Below are 15806 nucleotides of genomic sequence, written 5' to 3'. Positions count from 1 at the left end.
ATACTGGATATTCCCTTTCACATGCAGCATCGGCATGGAGACAAGCCATGTGCGTCAACTACGCGCCCGTGCAGGCGGCCGTTTTACGCGATGTCTTCGGCCTCACTTGTCCGGTGCGGGAATGGCCCCCCGAAACATGGCCTGACTACGTCGCGCCACTGCTCGTGGCGGACCACGACGGCCAGCGGCAATGCCTGGCCGGCACCTTCGGGATGGTCCCCAGGAAGCGCATTCCGCCCGGCGTCGCGAGGTTCGACACCACGAACGCGCGCTCGGAGTCGGTGGGTGAAAAACGGACGTTCTCGGCGGCGTGGAAACAGGGTCAGCTATGCCTGATACCAGCGCAGTGCTTCTATGAGCCCGACTACGCAACCGGCAAGGCGGTACGCTGGCGGATCTGGCTCAAGGATGGCGAGCCCATGGCAATCGCCGGCCTCTGGCGCGCATGGCCTGGCGAAGGCGGCCAGGACGTCTTCAGCTTCACCATGCTGACCATCAATTCGGAGCACCACCCGTTGATGCAACGCTTCCATGCGCCGGGCAAGGAAAAACGGATGATCGTGATCGTCCCGGGCACGGAGTGGGATGATTGGCTGACTTGCAGGAATACGGAACTGGCGCGCAGCTTCCTGCGCCCCTACGCCGCGGAAAAGCTGGCCGCCGAGCCCGCACCGCTGCCGCCGCGGATTGCGGCAGGATCTCCGGAGGCGTCAGCCTGAGCGAACTGCGTTTGCCCGGACTGAACAGCGTTCAGGAAATCTGATACCGGTTCTGCCGGCTGCGGGAATAGAGCCCGCGCGCGAGTTCCAGGATGTGATCGCGGTGGCGGTCGAATGCATCGAGCACGGCAGGCTCGTCCGGGCGCAATTCAGGGCTGAGGGTAGAGAGTACCGCGCGGTCCACCTCGAAGGCGATTTCACGCGAGTTGTCATAGCCCCAAAAACATACGCAATGCCTGGAAGGGTCGTAACTCCGGCTGGGATTGGGGAAATTGAGTGCCATGCATGCATCCTAGTCCGAATCGCGGGCATCCGTACGGTATCGAGGGCCCGGTTGCGCTATTTCGCCAGGATTCGGGGACGCGCCCCCCGGCAAGTCTGGAAAGGGGCGCTTTATCGCTGGCCGCGCATCGCGCGGGCTGCCCGGTGACGCGGCTTTGGCGAGACATTCTCGCGCCCGTACATTGAGCGACATATGCATCGGGAATACCAGATCTAAGCATCTTCTACTTGGCCCGCGAACGGCGAGACCGTAGCATTCCCAGGTCATCGGCTCATCGGCGCGAGGCATGCCAGCCAGCGCATGCGCCAGTACAACGATGTCGATTCGACACGGCAGGCGCGCCAACGCGGCCCGGCCGCCGTGCACCCGGACAGGACCGGCTACCAAAAAGCCGGCCGCCGGAAATCTGTACAAGGGTCAAGGGGTCATATGAAGATATTTAGCGGAATCAGCAACGGGTGGGCAGCGGAAACCGAGGCGACGGACGGAGGGATCTGGAAAAACACGATTGCCGCCGCCAGCCATGCGCTTGAGACCGTGGCGCTGGTCGAGCATGGCGTAGGCATGACGCTGAAGCTGCAGCGCAAGGTCCGCGCGCTACGCGAACGGCTGCGCACAACGCAAGCCGAACTCGATCGTTACCGCGACATGCACGCCCACGCCATGGAGGCGTTGCGTCAGACCGAAAGCATCGTGCCGCAGGACACGAGCCAGCTACGGGCGGAGGGCGAAGCCCTGCAGATGCGGCATCGTGCCTACAAGCTGCTGGTCGAGCACTATGCTCGCGCCGGCATCCCCATCGACCTGGCTGTCTTTGCCAGGCAACGCCGCCGGGTTCTCCAGCACATCCTGTTCCAGCAACGCCGGGGCGTGGCCGTCGCGCAAATCAGCGTGGACGATATCGCGTTCCTGCTGCGTTGAGCGACCGGCACCGATGAGCGGCGGGCTTTCGCCCGCGCTCCGCGCTGGCATTTTCAGCTTGCCGGCAAGGCGGCGGGAAAACCCGTTGTCATGCGACGTGAACCGTCTTCTCTTCCGGCCGGTTCATGTCGGCATCGACGAACATTACCCACTTAAATGATAATGCGTTGCATTTTCAATCATGCGCCTGCTTGCGCATCGATCGCCAGTTGCTGCGCAATAGCAATAACACTTCGCACTTGCCCGCCGCGGGCATCGTGCTGACGACGACCTACGTGCATCGCTGGCAGGCCCGCCGGGGCGCCGCGGGGATTCTTCTTGTAGAATTCGATATACTGTATATGCATACAGTAACCGAGGCGGCCCGCCCCCGAGTCCTTTCTCGCGGCCGGGGCGCGTCGTCAACCCCGTTCGCTGACGCCATGTCATTTGCCCCCCGCCGCATCGCCCACCTGGATATGGACGCTTTCTATGCGTCCGTCGAGCTGTTGCGGTATCCGGAACTGCGTGGCATGCCCGTGGTGATCGGCGGCGGACGGAATGCGGTGCCCGAGACGCTTGAAGACGGAAGCCGGCGCTTTGCGCGCCTGCGCGACTATGCGGGACGGGGCGTCGTCACCACCTCGACTTACGAAGCGCGCGCGCTCGGCGTTTTTTCCGCCATGGGCATGATGAAGGCAGCCCAGCTCGCGCCTGATGCCATTCTGCTGCCCACCGATTTCGATTCGTACCGGCACTACTCCCGGCTCTTCAAGGCGGCCGTCGCCACGTTCACGAGCCAGGTCGAAGACCGGGGCATCGACGAAATCTACATCGACCTGAGCGATGTGCCAGGCGAGCCCGCCGATATCGGCAGCCGCATCAAGCAAGCGGTTCGCGAGGCCACGGGGCTAAGCTGCTCCATCTGCATCGCGCCCAACAAGCTCCTCGCCAAGATCGGATCCGAGCTGGACAAGCCCGATGGGCTTACCCTCCTGACGCCGGAAGACATCCCGCTGCGCATCTGGCCGCTGCCGGTGCGCAAGGTCAACGGCATCGGCCCGAAAGCCACGGAGAAACTCGCCGTGCTCGGCATCGCCACCGTTGGCGACCTCGCCAGCGCGGACCTCGGACTACTGCAGACCCATTTTGGCCGCAGCTATTCCGCGTGGCTCGCCGAGATCGCGCAAGGTCATGACGAACGCCCCGTGGTCATCAGCTCGGAGCCAAAGTCGATGAGCCGCGAAACCACGTTCGAGCGCGACCTGCATCCGCGCCACGATCGCCAGGCTCTCGGCGAAGTTTTTACCGGCCTGTGCCAGCGCCTTGCCGAAGACCTGCGCGGCAAGGGCTACGTCGGCCGCACCATCGGCGTCAAGCTGCGCTATGACGACTTCCACACCGTCACCCGCGACCTCAGCATGCCGGTCCCGACCGCCGACGCCACCTTGTTGCGGCGCGCCGCCACCGAATGCGTCAGACGCGTTCCGCTGAACCGGAAGATACGGCTACTGGGCGTACGGGTGAGCGCGCTGACGCCAGCCGGCGAGTTGGAGTATGCGTCGGCGCCGGTCCAGGGAGAGTTGCCTTTCGGCGAAGACGAATAACGGTCGCAGCCGATAATCAGGCCGTCTGATAGTGCGGGCACGGGTCGCACCGGAAGGCGATGCAGGCCCTCGGCGCCTGTAGGACGGCAGCACGCCATGGCACGGACTTGTCACCAACGTGACTGAGTGCAAGCGCACAGAGGCGGAACTGCGGGAATTCGCGACAATTGAATTGCTGACACTGCCACCCAATCGACGGCATTTTCAACTCTGACCCGGCCGGACACTAACGTGCAGGCACGGCGGCAGCCGGTCCTGCCCAGGCTGCCGATGCCGCGTCGCCGACGATCCCGGCTGCGTCAGTCTGCCGGCTTCTTCCTGCCTCGCTGCTTCCCGGCGACACGCGTGCCGGACTCGTGTACCGCCCCGCTCGCGGAGCCAGTTGCCGTGCGCTTTCCGGTCGTCAGTACCTGCGCCTGTTTTGTGCCCTTGCCATATTTGCGCACCGAGCGCACGCCCTCGACCTGCATCARCAACTCAATGGCCGTCAGCAGGCGGTCGATATCCTCGTTGCGCAAGTCCTTGACCAAGCGAGCCACCCGAATGGCCACGCCAGGCGGGAGGATCTCGTCATTCGAGGGAGCGACAGCATCCTCCATGCTGCCGTCCAGCCACAGCCGAGGCAAGCCGAGCTTGGCCTCGATGTCGCGGGCAAGCCGTTCGCCGATGCGCTTCTTTCCGGCCTTGCCTTCCGACGAAAAAACTCGGGAGAAATATGAGGGTTCGCGGTCGACGCGGTCCGCGAGGCGTGCGATCGAGCCTCCGAACTGTTTCTCCAGCACTTGGGCCAGGCGTTGTTCGCGCGTATCTTGGATGTCCATCACTCATTAAACCCGCGCATTACCTCAAGGTAAATTTTCTTCTGGTACTGTAAATTTAGTGACTAAAAGGTAATTTACGGAGCAAGAGGACCTTTCGCTCCCTTCTCGGCGCGATGGTTCGGCGGGGTCGCGCGACACTGACGCGGCAAGCCACGGGCGCGTTGGCACCTTGGCGGCTTCCGTGGATCGAGGACCTGGACTCGCGGCCGGCAAGTCATGATGGTTACCAAGAAGGCTTGTCTTTATATTTACCTTTGGGTAAATTATCGGCGTTAACTTGAAGCGGTATCAGAACCCCGGCATTTCCATACCCAACGCCGGGCTGCATCGCGAGCGCCAGGGCTTGTGTCCGCGCCGGTCCGGCCTGGTTGCGCCCATCGGGGCGACCCCGTATGCCCGGCCATGGAAGTCACGGCCTGGCACCGCGCCCGCCCGGTCACGCCGCATTGCGCCACGGCGCCAAATCCGCGCACCGACCTCGTTGACCTCAAGCACCCACAGGCGAACGACCACGACAAAGGAAACCTCATGCTTATCGGACTTTGCGGCCGTCCCGGCTCCGGTCGAGACCTCGTCACCAGCTACCTGACTTCCGCGAACCACGCCTTCCTGACCGTCACGTTCGACGCCCCGCTGCGCCATATGATCCAGGCCTGCGCCGGCATCAACGACGCGCAGTTCGACGCGGCAAGGCGCAATGATGTCGTTCCCACGCTAGGGAAATCGCCGGTACAGTTGCTAAACGCCCTTCGCGAGTCCTGGATCCGTGCCCGCATGGATCCGGAAGTGCTGGTCAATCACTGTGCCGACGCGCTGGACCAGCTCGCCGGCTGCGATGTGGTGGTACCCGACGTCGCCATCCATGCCGAGGCCGAGTTCATTCATGCGCGCGGCGGCCGGCTGATCCGGCTCGTTTCGGAGCACGGGTACGGCGTTGAACCATTGATCCGGCCACAACTGTTCGACTTCCAACTGCGTGTCAGCGACAAACCCTCCGGCTTGTATGAGGAGCTGGATGCGATCGTGGGCAAAGAGGTGTTCGCGGAGGCTGGCGCGTGAAAGCCCAGCCCTGTCCCGCGTCGGCGCCGGAACCGCCAGCCAACTTTATTCGCAATTCGGTTAGCGCCTAGCTAACATGAAAGCGCAAGCAATCGCATTCAACAGGTAAGCGGCGCAGGCTCCCAACCCCGCCCGGGCATGTTGCGATCAGCAATCCACGCCGGGCTCCGGCGCACCGGCAGTCGACACGGCTGCCGCCTCCGTCCTGAGACTGGCGAGTGCGGTATCAGATCCAGCACGGCCCGATCGTGCTCGACGCGCCAGCCGTGCTCCTCTGGAGGTGCCAATCATGGTCAAGATTCAATTCATCGAACGCGACGGCCACCCCGAGTTCGCGGTGGTGCCCATTGAGGTGTGGGAGCGCATCAAGCACCGGACCGGAGAGTGGGACGATGGCACGCTGCCCGGCCACGCCGAGGCGCGGGAAGACGGCTTTCGGATTCCCGCCGCCATACTGGACGCCGAACTCGCCGGCGACAACCCGATCAAGGCCTGGCGCGAATACCGCCGGATGACCCAGGACGCGCTGGCAACCGCCGCGGGACTCAGCAAGCCCTATCTCAGCCAGATTGAGAACCGCAAGCGCGATGGAAGCGTGGAAGTGTTCCAGAGCCTGGCAGAGGCACTGCACGTGCCGCTGGATGTGTTGGTTGGGCGGGAGGGAAAATGAAACGCGCCCTCCAGCCGGCTCCACATTGCCGTTAGCCCGCATAGGAGATTGAGGCAATCGCGCTGGCCGTCACCGACGCCACCGATGGCAACTTCTGGACTCCGTCCAGTCCACTGACTATAACCGGTTCGGGGCTGAATCCGGTCCAAAGGAGGCGCAACCATGAAGCCGCAACCGTTTGTCGTAACACCGAGCGCCTATCCTCGTGCGCTCGATGTGGTGGGCGAGAAGATTACGATACTGGCATCAAATGCCGCCACGCAAGGCTATGAGATTTTCTTGCAGCAAGGCGATGAAGGCACCGGACCGCCACCGCACAGCCATGACTGGGACGAATCCTTCTACGTGGTCAAAGGCAGTGTCGAAATCAGCTACGGCGGCAATACCCTGGCCGCCACGGCTGGCACGCTCGTTCACTTGCCCGCAGGCACGATTCACAGCTTTCACTTTGGCCCGGGCGGCGGCGAAATGATTTCGGTCACCGGCCAAACCGGGCACGCGACGCGTCTCTTCACCGCAATCGACCAGGAAATTCCTCCGGGGCCGCCGGACGTCCCGAAATTGATCGCGATTGCGGAGAAATGCGGTGTGACGGTTGCGGGCTGATGGGCATGGGCGATCCGATGCCGGGGCGGGTCAATCACCTAGAGTCCCCCACCAACCGTTGGTCTCCTTGCCAGCACCACCCCGACCGGCACCTTAATCAGCACAACCGTCAGATTGCTACCGTACCCCGGGCCTTCACGACGAAGATTTTCAGTATTGTTGTGCAATGAGCAACTATGCGTTTCGCAAACTAGGGTTTATAGCCATAGGGCAAACCCCTATCATGCAGCCTGTTGCGGAGTCCCCAAATTTTGGCGGCTCGATGTCCCCTTTCAATTCATCATGAATATCCAACGTTTCGTTCTGATTGCCGCCACTGTCGCTCTGACCRGTGCCCTGTCCGCTGCTTTTGCATTGGCCAAGGCTGGCGAGTTCGATGTGCGCACTGATGGCGCACGGGCCGGCAGCTCCGACACGTACGCCGATGGCACAAGGGCCGACACGTTCGAAACGTTCCCGGATGGCGCAAGGTCCGGCGGGTATATGTCTTCGTCTTCTTACGGCGCTCCGTTGTAACCAGGAGATTTCGCCGGACTCCCCACTTCTGATGAAGGTGACAGCTTGGTTGTCACCTTTTTTCATTGAGCTCGGCGATCGACTGGGCAGGTAGCGCTTCGCCATCAACCGCGCCCGCGGCCCCTAGTTCTCCAGATCCGTCAGCCGCTTCGCCTGCACCACCTGTGAGTGGTAAACACTGAGCCGCAAACTTCCACGACGACGGCCAGCACGGTGCACGGTATCGAGACACGGCACATTGAGAAGATGATGTGGACAGCCGACGCCGCCGCGGCTCTTTATACACGGAACGCACGCAAGTCGGACGATGCCCTATGGCGCTGTCCTCCCGGCGCGCCTACAACGGAAGCACCGCCCCACAGGACCAACCATGGCACCGAGCGCGCCGGCGCCGAAGCTGGCCGACCTCTCCCCCAATGTGCTGTCAGAACGGAAAGCCGTTCCGCGCGCAGATGGCTGGCCTTTCGGGTTCACGTACAAATAAGTACCCCAGTCCGTTTGTTTTCCCCCTCCGCCGCCGCCACGTGGTGGCCGTTGCGTTTGGCGACGAGAGGCGGTGCGATTGTGAGGACCCGATGCGTGCCGTCATTCTTGAATCCGTACTGACCTGCCCGCACTGCGGCTTTGCCAAGCAGGAAACCATGCCAACGGACGCCTGCCAGTTCTTCTACGAGTGCAGCCACTGCAAGGCGCTCCTGCGGCCCAACTCCGGCGACTGCTGCGTATTCTGCTCATTCGGTTCGGTCAAGTGCCCGCCAATTCAGCAACAACGCGGGTGCTGTGGATAGAGATTGGCGGAAGATTCTTGCGGGCCGTGCCGCCGGCCGAACTGCTGTATGTCCAAGACGTCGACGATGGGAATGACCATATGACAATGCGCTGGCTTCTCGATAGCGTAAACGGGAATCTCGAATTGGACCCCACCGACCTCAAAAGCCTCGTGCGTCGGCAGCGCGTACAAGTCGATTGCCTGACACACGGCCGTAGCCAGGTTCGTCTCACCAACCACGGGCGCAGTTTTCTGGACACCATCGCCAAGAGGTGCTGAACGGCGGGCCTTCTGCCTTCACCTTCATCTGTGCGCATCACCGCATGCGGACTTCGTAAAGTGTGCCATTTCGTGGGACCGAACGTGGGGCCACTATGGGACCGGAGCGCCGACAATAAGTGAAAGGGCAATGTGCAGAGTGCAATGAGGCGATTGCTTCAAATCGCCTGCCAGGCCTTACGTAGCTTAGCTTTGCGTGTTGATACGGTGCGGAAATACGGGAAATAAAGTGAGGCGTACGAGTGATGCAAAAGAGGACTGTGGTGCGAGGGAGGGGACTCGAACCCCTACACCATTGCTGGCGTCAGGACCTAAACCTGGTGCGTCTACCAATTTCGCCACCCTCGCAGTCCCTGCGGCGTGCATCCCTGGCGGGAGGCCGCTGTGCTCGTTGATTTGCAGGCRGGCCAGGCAGCGATGGGGGTGATCACAAAGCACAAAAGCAAACAGGCGGCTGAAACTGCCCGCCTGGCTTTGTGTTACCCGTGCTGCCGGCGCACTTTGCGCATGCAGCRCAACGAGGCAGCGGATTCTAGCGCAAAGCGCCGCGGGAATCCAGCCCCCTCGTGCTACCTAAGGCATCCGGCTGGCCGTCGCCTCCGTTCAGCGCCTGGTTTTGATAAACGCCAGCACAAGCACGGTGGCGCCCGCCTCGAGCGCTGCGACAAAGTACAAGCCCGCCGAGAGCTGCCCGGTACTGGTCWTGAACCASCCGATCATGTACGGCGCMACGAAGCCTGCCAGGTTGCCGATCGAGTTGATCAGGGCAATCCCGCCGGCTGCGGCGGTACCGGCCAGGAAGGCYGASGGCARCGACCAGAACACCGGGAAAGCCGCCAGGATGCCGATGGAGGCAATGGTCAGCGCAATCAGCGCCAGTACCGCGCTGTGCAGCCACATGCCGGTCAGGACCAGTCCGGCAGCGGCCATCAGCGTGGCCAGCGCGCAGTGCAGGCGGCGTTCGCCGGTGCGGTCGGAGTGGATGCCGTTCCAGACCATGGCAAGCGTGCCAGCGATGAAGGGAATGGCGGAGACCAGGCCGATCTGCAGGTTGCCTTGTACGCCTAGCTCTTTGATGATGGATGGCGACCAGAAGGCGATGGTGGCGTTGCCGCTGACCACGCAGAAGTAGATGGCGGCGCAGATCCAAACGCGCGAGTTGGTGAAGGCGGCGCGCAGGGAGGAGTGCTTGGCGGGGTCGCGGTTTTCGGCTTCGATCTCGCGGGTGACGAGGTCGCGTTCGCTGGCGGTGAGCCATTTGGCGCCGATGGGCTTTTCGGGCAGGTACATCAGCACGGCGATGCCGGCGAGTACGGAGGGGATGCCTTCGATGACGAACAGCCATTGCCAGTTGGCAAGGCCGTCGACGCCTTCCATGCTGCTCATGATGAAGCCGGCCAGCGGGCCACCGATGACGCCAGCGATGGCGAAGGAGGTCATGAACAGGCCGTTGATGCGTGCGCGGCGCTGGGCCGGAAACCAGTAGGTCAGGTAGAGCACGACGCCGGGGAAGAAGCCGGCTTCGAATACGCCCAGCAGGAATCGCAGGGCGTAGAACTGCATCGGCGTCTTGACGAAGATCATCGCCATGGAGGCGAAGCCCCACAGGATGGTGATGCGGGCGAGCGTGCGGCGCGCGCCGATCTTTTCCAGCAGCAGGTTGCTGGGGACCTCAAACAGGAAGTAGCCGATGAAGAAGATGCCGGCGCCGAAGCCGTACACGGCTTCGCTGAATTGCAGGTCTTGCAGCATCTGCAGCTTGGCAAAGCCGACGTTGACGCGGTCAATCCAGGCGAGCACGAACAGGAAGACGAGGAAGGGGATCAGCCGTACCGCGATCTTGCGGTAGGCTTCATTGCGCTCGGCCGGGGTGTGGGCCGGGTTCTCCACGGCGACAGGGGCGCCGGTCATCACGGAAGACATCGGTGGTACTCCTTGGGTGTTGATTGACGGGGCCGCGCTGCTTGGTCGCGGCCCTCGGTTTTTTGCCTGCTTACCGCAACGCGGCTTCGATGGCGCCGGCTACCTGCAGCACGCGCGCGTCGCTTCCGTTCAGGCCGCCTACGCTCAGGCCAATGCCCTGCCCTGCCGCCAGCAACGGCAGCGATACCGCACAGCCGTCGAGGAAATTGAGCACGCTGGGGTTGCGCAGCACCAGGCCGTTGGTGGCGAAGAAGGCTTCGTCGCTTTCCAGCGCGTCCAGGCGCGGCGGGCGTACTGCCACGGTGGGCATCAGCCAGGAGTCGGCTTCGCGCAGCAGGCCGGCGGCGCGGGCCTGCATGGCGCGGCGTTCGGCCAGCAGTTCGATGTAGTCGGCCGCGCCAAGCTGTTCGCCGCGGCGGATGCGCATGGCGACGCGCTGGTCGTAGTCGTTGCCGCGCTCGGCCAGCAGTTGCTTGTGCCAGTGCCACGCTTCGGCCGCGGTCAGGCCGCCGCCGGCGTTGATCTGCGGCAGGCGCTTGAGTTCGGGGAAGTCGAACGGGATGATCCGCGCACCGAGCCGCGACAGCGTGGCCAGCGTTGCGTCGAAGGCTTGCGCCACCTCGGCGTCGAGGCCGTCGCAAACGAAATCGCGCGTCACCAGCAGGCGCAACCCTGCCAGCGGCGCTGGCCGGCTGTCCAGCGTTTCGCCGCTGACGATGGCGTCGAAGGCCGCGCAGCAGGCAACCGAGCGTGCCAGCGGGCCGGCCGAGTCGAGCGAGGTCGACAATGGCACGGCGCCGGCCAGCGGCACCCGGCTTGCGGTTGGCTTGAAGCCGGTCAGACCGCAGAACGCGCTGGGGATGCGGATGGAGCCGCCGGTATCTGTGCCGAGCGCGGCCACGGCCATGTCGAGTGCCACGCTGACCGCGCCACCCGACGTGGAGCCGCCAGCGATGCGCGCTTCGTCGAAGGGCGTGCGCGGCGTGCCGTAGTGCGGGTTCAGGCCGAGCCCGGAGAACGCGAACTCGCTCATGTTGGTGCGCCCGATCAGCACGGCGCCGGCAGCGCGCAGGCGTGCCACCACGGGTGCGTCGGCGCTCGCGGGGGCGCCGGCCAGCGCTTTCGAGCCAGCGCGGGTTACCTGTCCTTGCACGTCGAACAGGTCCTTGATGGAGATCGGCAGCCCGGCGAGCGGCGATGCCACCAGCCCCGCGGCGCGGGCCTGGTCGGCTGCGCGGGCCGCGGCGAGCGCGCCAGCGGCGTCGACTTCAAGGAACGCGGCGCCGCCGCCGTTGCGGTGGGCGTCGATACGGGCCAGAGCCTGCTCGGTCAGCGCAACGCTGGTGGTGCGGCCGGCAGCCAGATCGGCGGCGAGCGCGGCGATGGTTGGCAGCGCGGCGCTCATGGCGCCACCGCCAGGCATTCCACCCGATAGACATGGCGCAGCGTGCGCTTGCGTACCGGATCATGCAGTTCCACTTCGAAGGCTTCGCCGCTGCCCAGTTCGCCGATCACGGCTTGCGTGCCGCAGAACATGGCGGTGCCAGCCGGCAGCTTGTCTTCGCCGGTCAGGCGCCGGATCAGGTCGCGCGGGTCGAGCAGGCGCGTTACCAGGCCTTCCTGATAGAGCTCGCGCTGACCGTTGCGAGTGCGCCAGCAGCGCATCTGCAACTGGTCCCAGTGCGCTGCCACGTCGGCGAAGCGCCAGAGTTCGGTACCCAGGGGCTTGGCGCACATCTGCTTGGAGACGGTGACGTCGTAGGCTTCGACCTTGCGGTCGGTGTGGTCGGAGCCTACGCCGATGTACATCTCGTCCTTGGCCGCAAGCAGCACGAATTCGATTTCACCGGAGGAATCCTCGCGCGGCACTTCGAGCAGCGCGTCGGTGGTCAGCAGCGAGGCGGCCAGCGGGTAGAAGCAAGGCACGGTGGTGGGCGGCTTGACGCCGATCTCTTCGAGCTCGCGGATGTGATGGTTGACGGCGTCGGCGTCGCGGCCAGTCCAGCCGGCGATGATGAGGCGCTGGATATCGAGGACGAGTTCGCCCTCGCCGGCTACCTGGAAGTGAAGTGTCGGCATTTCTTACTACCTTATCTATTGCGGAGAAAATCGGTCAGATGGTCCGGATGATGTTCTTCCGGAATTCGTCAATGTGTTCGCGGATGGCCTCGCGCACCGCCGGTACGTCGCGCCGCTCGAGGGCGTCGATGATCACCCGGTGCTCCTGGTAGACGTTTTCCAGGTGCTGCGGGTCGGATAGCGAGAGAAACCAGAAGCGCGCCTGCTTCTCATGCAGGCTGCGCAGCAGGTCGGCCAGCACGCGATTGCGCGAGGCGGCCGACATGGCGGTATGGAATTTGAGGTCGAGCGCGGCGAGGCCGGCGATGTCGCGCCGCGCGATCAGGTCGGGAGAGCGGTCGACGATCTCGCGCATGGCCTTGAGATCGCTCTCGTGGGCGCGCTCGCATGCCAGCGTGGCGCACAGCACTTCGTTGGTGGCGCGCACTTCGATCATGTCGAGCACTTCATTGAGCGACAGCGGCGATACCAGCACGCCCTTGCGCGGCATGATCGACACCAGCCCTTCCACTTCCAGCCGGTGCAGCGCCTGATGCACCGGCGTGCGGCCCAGTCCGAGCAAGGCCGCGACCTGCGCCTCGTTCAACGGCTCGCCCGGCCGGAACTCGCAGGAAATGATGCGCCGCTTGATCTCGGCATAGGCATGCTCGCGCATCGCGGCGCCGGTCGCTGCCCGCGATGGCGGATCCGCATTGTGATCAGCGCCGCCAACCAGCCGGATCGGGTTCGACATGATGGTTCCTGCGTGTTGAAGTTGTTGTGATACTAGTCTGATATTTCACTGAGCGTCAACCCGTGTGGGCTGCGGGTAAACACTGAAAGCTGCGGCACCCGCATGGGCTGCCTTGTCATATTCTTGCGTCATCGCCCACCACGCTTCCATTCTCATATCGTCAGGAAAGCCTTACCGGGCAATGGTTCCCGGCAAATCGCGGAGATGCGTGCGGCGGAAATCCGGCAGCTTTAGCGGGGCCGCTATTCCCAACGAAAGCCGGGCCGAATATCATTGATGGCAATCAATAGAATCGATAATCGATACAGTCGTATATTGGTGCAATATGCATTCATCGTGGTGCAGGCTCCCASCGATGGTGCCGCCACGATCGGTACGACGACGACGCGGAACCCGAACATGACCCGGCAAGACAAGCAGGAACCCAGCAACGGATCGCCAGCCACCCTGGAAGAAAGCGGCGAAGAAGCCACTCGCGCGGACCCACTGTTCAACCAGTCGCTGGAGAAAGGCCTGGATGTCCTGCGGGCCTTCAGCGCGGTGCATCGCACGCTCACCCTGGCCGAACTGGCCAGCCTGACCGGCATGACCAAAAGCTCCGCGCAACGCACCGTGCATACGCTGGAGACGTTGGGCTATGTGGCCAAGCACCCGCAGACGCGGCGCTTCCGGCTGACGCCCAAGGTGATGGAGATCGGCTACAACTATCTGTCCGCGGATGCGTTGATCCAGGCCGCCAGCCCTTACCTGTCGCAGCTCGCCAACGCCAGCGGCGAGACCGCCAACCTGACCGAGCCGGTCGGGCTGGAGATGGTCTACGTGGCGCAGCTGATGACGTCGAAATACATCCCGGTGCTGACGCCCGTCGGCATGCGCATTCCCATGTACTGCACCAGCAGCGGCCGCGCGTATCTCAGCACCCTGCCCGACGAGCAGGTCATGGCGATGCTGGAGAATTCGGCGCGCGTGGCGCGCACGCCGGCCACGCTGACCGATGTGGCGGCGATCTTCGAGACAGTGGTGGCTTGCCGCAGGGTGGGCTATGCCTGCAACAACGAGGAGCTGTTCCTGGGCGATATGGGCGTGGGCGCGGCCATCGTCAACAGCCAGGGGCAGGCGGTGGGCGCGGTGCATGTATCGCCGCCCGCTAGCCGCTGGAGCATGGCCGAGGCGCAGAAGAAGCTGGCGCCGATGGTGATCGAATGCGCGTGGGCGATCTCGCGTTCGATCGCCCACTGAGATTGACGCGCGGCGGCGCGGGCGGCGCGCCTTAGCGCGCGTGCTCCAGCATCGCTTGCAGCAGCACGTTCGCCCCGGCCTCGATATGCTCGGGCAGCGCATCTTCCAGCTCGTTGTGGCTGATGCCGTCCTTGCACGGCACGAAGATCATGCCAGTGGGCGCACGCTGCGCCACGTAGACGGCATCATGCCCCGCCCCGCTGACCACATCCATATGCGGCAGGCCCAGCGCGGCGGCGGCGCGGCGCACGCTGTCCACGCATTCTGGCGCGAACACGCACGGCTCGAACTTCACCACCTGGCGGATCTCCACGCTCACCGCGCCGCGTTCAGCGATCTCCGCGAACGTGGTCCGCATGGCTGCGTCCATACGGTCCAGCCCCGCCTGCGACAGATTGCGGAAGTCTACCGAGAAATCCACCCGCCCGGGAATCACGTTGCGTGAGTTCGGCGTGACCTGCACATAGCCCACCGTGCCGCGCCCGTGCGGCGCCTCGGCCACGGCGATGCGATTGACCTCGTCGATCATGCGCGCCGCCGCCAGCATGGCGTCGTGGCGCAGCGCCAGCGGCGTGGGGCCGGCGTGGGCGTCCATGCCGGTCACGGCCACGTCATACCATTGCTGGCCGAGCGCGCCGGAGACCACGCCGATCGGCAGCCCGGCGGCTTCCAGCACGGGCCCCTGCTCGATGTGCGCCTCGAAGTAGGCTGCGAACATGCCGCCCGGCACCTCGCCCACGGGCTGCTCGCCGCGATAGCCGATCTGCTCCAGTGCCTCGCCTACGCTGATGCCGTCCAGGTCGTGCTGGGCGCGTATGAACTCCGCGCCGAACACGCCGGCAAAGGCGCCCGAACCCATCATCACCGGCGTAAAGCGGGTGCCCTCTTCGTTGGTCCAGAACGCCAGTTCCAGCGGCGCGCGGGTGACGATGCCCTGGTCGTTGAGCGTGCGCATTACCTCCAGGCCCGCCAGCACGCCGAAGTTGCCGTCGAACTTGCCGCCGGAGGGCTGGGTGTCGATATGGCTGCCGGTTGCCACCGCACGCGCATCGGGATCGCTGCCCGCGCGGCGCGCGAACACGTTGCCGACTTCGTCGGTACGCACGGCGAGCCCCGCTTCGCGGCACCAGCCGACCACCAGGTCGCGGCCCTGGCGATCCAGCTCGGTCAGGGCGATGCGGCACACGCCGCCCTTGGGCGTGGCGCCGATCTGCGCCAGGTCCATCAGCGATTGCCACAGGCGTGCTGCGTTGATGCGGGGAAGGTATTGCTGGTCCATGTCGGGAAGCCGGTTGGTTGGGAGACAGGCAGGGATCTCAGCAAAAAGCAGGCCATAGGCGATGCGAGTCCTCTGGTCCATGTTTCATACATGGCTAACGATGGAGAGGCCGCGCTGTACCGGCGGCCAGGATGGAAGCGGCACGAAACGCAACTGGCATGTGACTTGCTTGATTGCCTTCGTCTTCCCTTCCCCCACCCAGGAGCTTTGCCCGTGACCGTCTTTTCTTCCGACTCCGTAAGAAGCGTGAAACCCGGCCTGAAAACCTTCGCTGCCGCCGCTGCCATTGCCTCCGTCTCCCTGCTTGCGTTGCCAGGCACGGCG

Annotated in this window: 16 protein-coding genes and 1 tRNA gene; 9 read left to right on the top strand and 8 right to left on the bottom strand. The window is 64.1% G+C overall.

Annotated features, from left to right (window positions below; genetic code table 11):
- The first annotated feature begins 47 nt into the window (after positions 1-47).
- On the top strand, positions 48-719 hold the full coding sequence (locus AC1DN0_RS37145) for an SOS response-associated peptidase (RefSeq protein WP_441634889.1): 672 nt from the start codon (positions 48-50) through the stop codon (positions 717-719).
- Between the two features lie 31 nt (positions 720-750).
- Here AC1DN0_RS37145 and AC1DN0_RS37140 read toward each other — a convergent pair whose 3' ends face one another.
- Positions 751-1002 (bottom strand): DUF1488 family protein, encoded by a 252-nt coding sequence (locus AC1DN0_RS37140; RefSeq protein ID WP_035870981.1) that lies wholly within the window; start codon positions 1000-1002, stop codon positions 751-753.
- A gap of 300 nt (positions 1003-1302) precedes the next feature.
- Here AC1DN0_RS37140 and AC1DN0_RS37135 point away from each other — a divergent pair, with 300 nt between their 5' ends.
- Both AC1DN0_RS37135 and dinB read left to right on the top strand, forming a co-directional pair.
- Entirely contained in the window at positions 1303-1923 is a 621-nt protein-coding gene (locus AC1DN0_RS37135; RefSeq protein WP_441634891.1) for a hypothetical protein, read from the top strand.
- 422 nt (positions 1924-2345) lie between these two features.
- Positions 2346-3509 (top strand): DNA polymerase IV, encoded by a 1164-nt coding sequence (gene dinB / locus AC1DN0_RS37130; RefSeq protein WP_441634906.1) that lies wholly within the window; start codon positions 2346-2348, stop codon positions 3507-3509.
- A 299-nt stretch (positions 3510-3808) separates the two neighbouring features.
- On the opposite strand, the gene AC1DN0_RS37125 is transcribed toward dinB, so the two are convergent.
- Positions 3809-4330, bottom strand: coding sequence for a hypothetical protein (locus AC1DN0_RS37125; RefSeq protein WP_441634893.1), 522 nt, complete (start codon positions 4328-4330; stop codon positions 3809-3811).
- Between the two features lie 402 nt (positions 4331-4732).
- Between AC1DN0_RS37125 and AC1DN0_RS37120 the strand changes: the two genes are divergently transcribed.
- From AC1DN0_RS37120 to AC1DN0_RS37100, 5 genes are all read left to right on the top strand, one after another.
- Positions 4733-5389 (top strand): hypothetical protein, encoded by a 657-nt coding sequence (locus AC1DN0_RS37120; protein ID WP_477103196.1) that lies wholly within the window; start codon positions 4733-4735, stop codon positions 5387-5389.
- Positions 5390-5678: 289 nt separating this feature from the next.
- Complete coding sequence (locus AC1DN0_RS37115) at positions 5679-6059, top strand: helix-turn-helix domain-containing protein (protein WP_441634896.1); 381 nt, start codon at positions 5679-5681, stop codon at positions 6057-6059.
- A 162-nt stretch (positions 6060-6221) separates the two neighbouring features.
- On the top strand, positions 6222-6665 hold the full coding sequence (locus AC1DN0_RS37110; protein ID WP_035870991.1) for a cupin domain-containing protein: 444 nt from the start codon (positions 6222-6224) through the stop codon (positions 6663-6665).
- 282 nt (positions 6666-6947) lie between these two features.
- The gene (locus AC1DN0_RS37105) at positions 6948-7181 is read left to right on the top strand and encodes a hypothetical protein (RefSeq protein ID WP_477146439.1); all 234 of its coding nucleotides are present in this window, start codon (positions 6948-6950) and stop codon (positions 7179-7181) included.
- 575 nt (positions 7182-7756) lie between these two features.
- On the top strand, positions 7757-7969 hold the full coding sequence (locus tag AC1DN0_RS37100; RefSeq protein ID WP_441634900.1) for a GDCCVxC domain-containing (seleno)protein: 213 nt from the start codon (positions 7757-7759) through the stop codon (positions 7967-7969).
- 521 nt (positions 7970-8490) lie between these two features.
- Here AC1DN0_RS37100 and AC1DN0_RS37095 read toward each other — a convergent pair.
- From AC1DN0_RS37095 to AC1DN0_RS37075, 5 genes are all read right to left on the bottom strand, one after another.
- Positions 8491-8577, bottom strand: a tRNA-Leu gene (locus tag AC1DN0_RS37095).
- 255 nt (positions 8578-8832) lie between these two features.
- Positions 8833-10152, bottom strand: coding sequence for an MFS transporter (locus AC1DN0_RS37090; protein ID WP_477146438.1), 1320 nt, complete (start codon positions 10150-10152; stop codon positions 8833-8835).
- 70 nt (positions 10153-10222) lie between these two features.
- The gene (locus tag AC1DN0_RS37085; RefSeq protein WP_477103205.1) at positions 10223-11557 is read right to left on the bottom strand and encodes an amidase; all 1335 of its coding nucleotides are present in this window, start codon (positions 11555-11557) and stop codon (positions 10223-10225) included.
- Positions 11554-12231 (bottom strand): DUF2848 domain-containing protein, encoded by a 678-nt coding sequence (locus AC1DN0_RS37080; RefSeq protein WP_441634042.1) that lies wholly within the window; start codon positions 12229-12231, stop codon positions 11554-11556. The genes AC1DN0_RS37085 and AC1DN0_RS37080 overlap by 4 nt, the downstream gene beginning before the upstream one ends.
- A gap of 34 nt (positions 12232-12265) precedes the next feature.
- Positions 12266-12964 carry a GntR family transcriptional regulator gene (locus tag AC1DN0_RS37075; protein WP_045241692.1) on the bottom strand — a complete coding sequence of 233 codons (699 nt, stop codon included), beginning with the start codon at positions 12962-12964 and terminating at the stop codon, positions 12266-12268.
- Positions 12965-13363: 399 nt separating this feature from the next.
- Between AC1DN0_RS37075 and AC1DN0_RS37070 the strand changes: the two genes are divergently transcribed.
- Positions 13364-14203: an IclR family transcriptional regulator gene (locus AC1DN0_RS37070; RefSeq protein WP_477111187.1), complete on the top strand. Its 840-nt coding sequence runs from the start codon at positions 13364-13366 to the stop codon at positions 14201-14203.
- A gap of 31 nt (positions 14204-14234) precedes the next feature.
- Here AC1DN0_RS37070 and AC1DN0_RS37065 read toward each other — a convergent pair whose 3' ends face one another.
- Positions 14235-15482: a Zn-dependent hydrolase gene (locus AC1DN0_RS37065; RefSeq protein WP_477111186.1), complete on the bottom strand. Its 1248-nt coding sequence runs from the start codon at positions 15480-15482 to the stop codon at positions 14235-14237.
- Positions 15483-15806: the final 324 nt, after the last annotated feature.

The organism is Cupriavidus sp. 05N39, from assembly GCF_056397325.1.
Note: the sequence above shows the minus strand (reverse complement) of the source record. Positions and strands in the feature narration are given on the sequence as shown.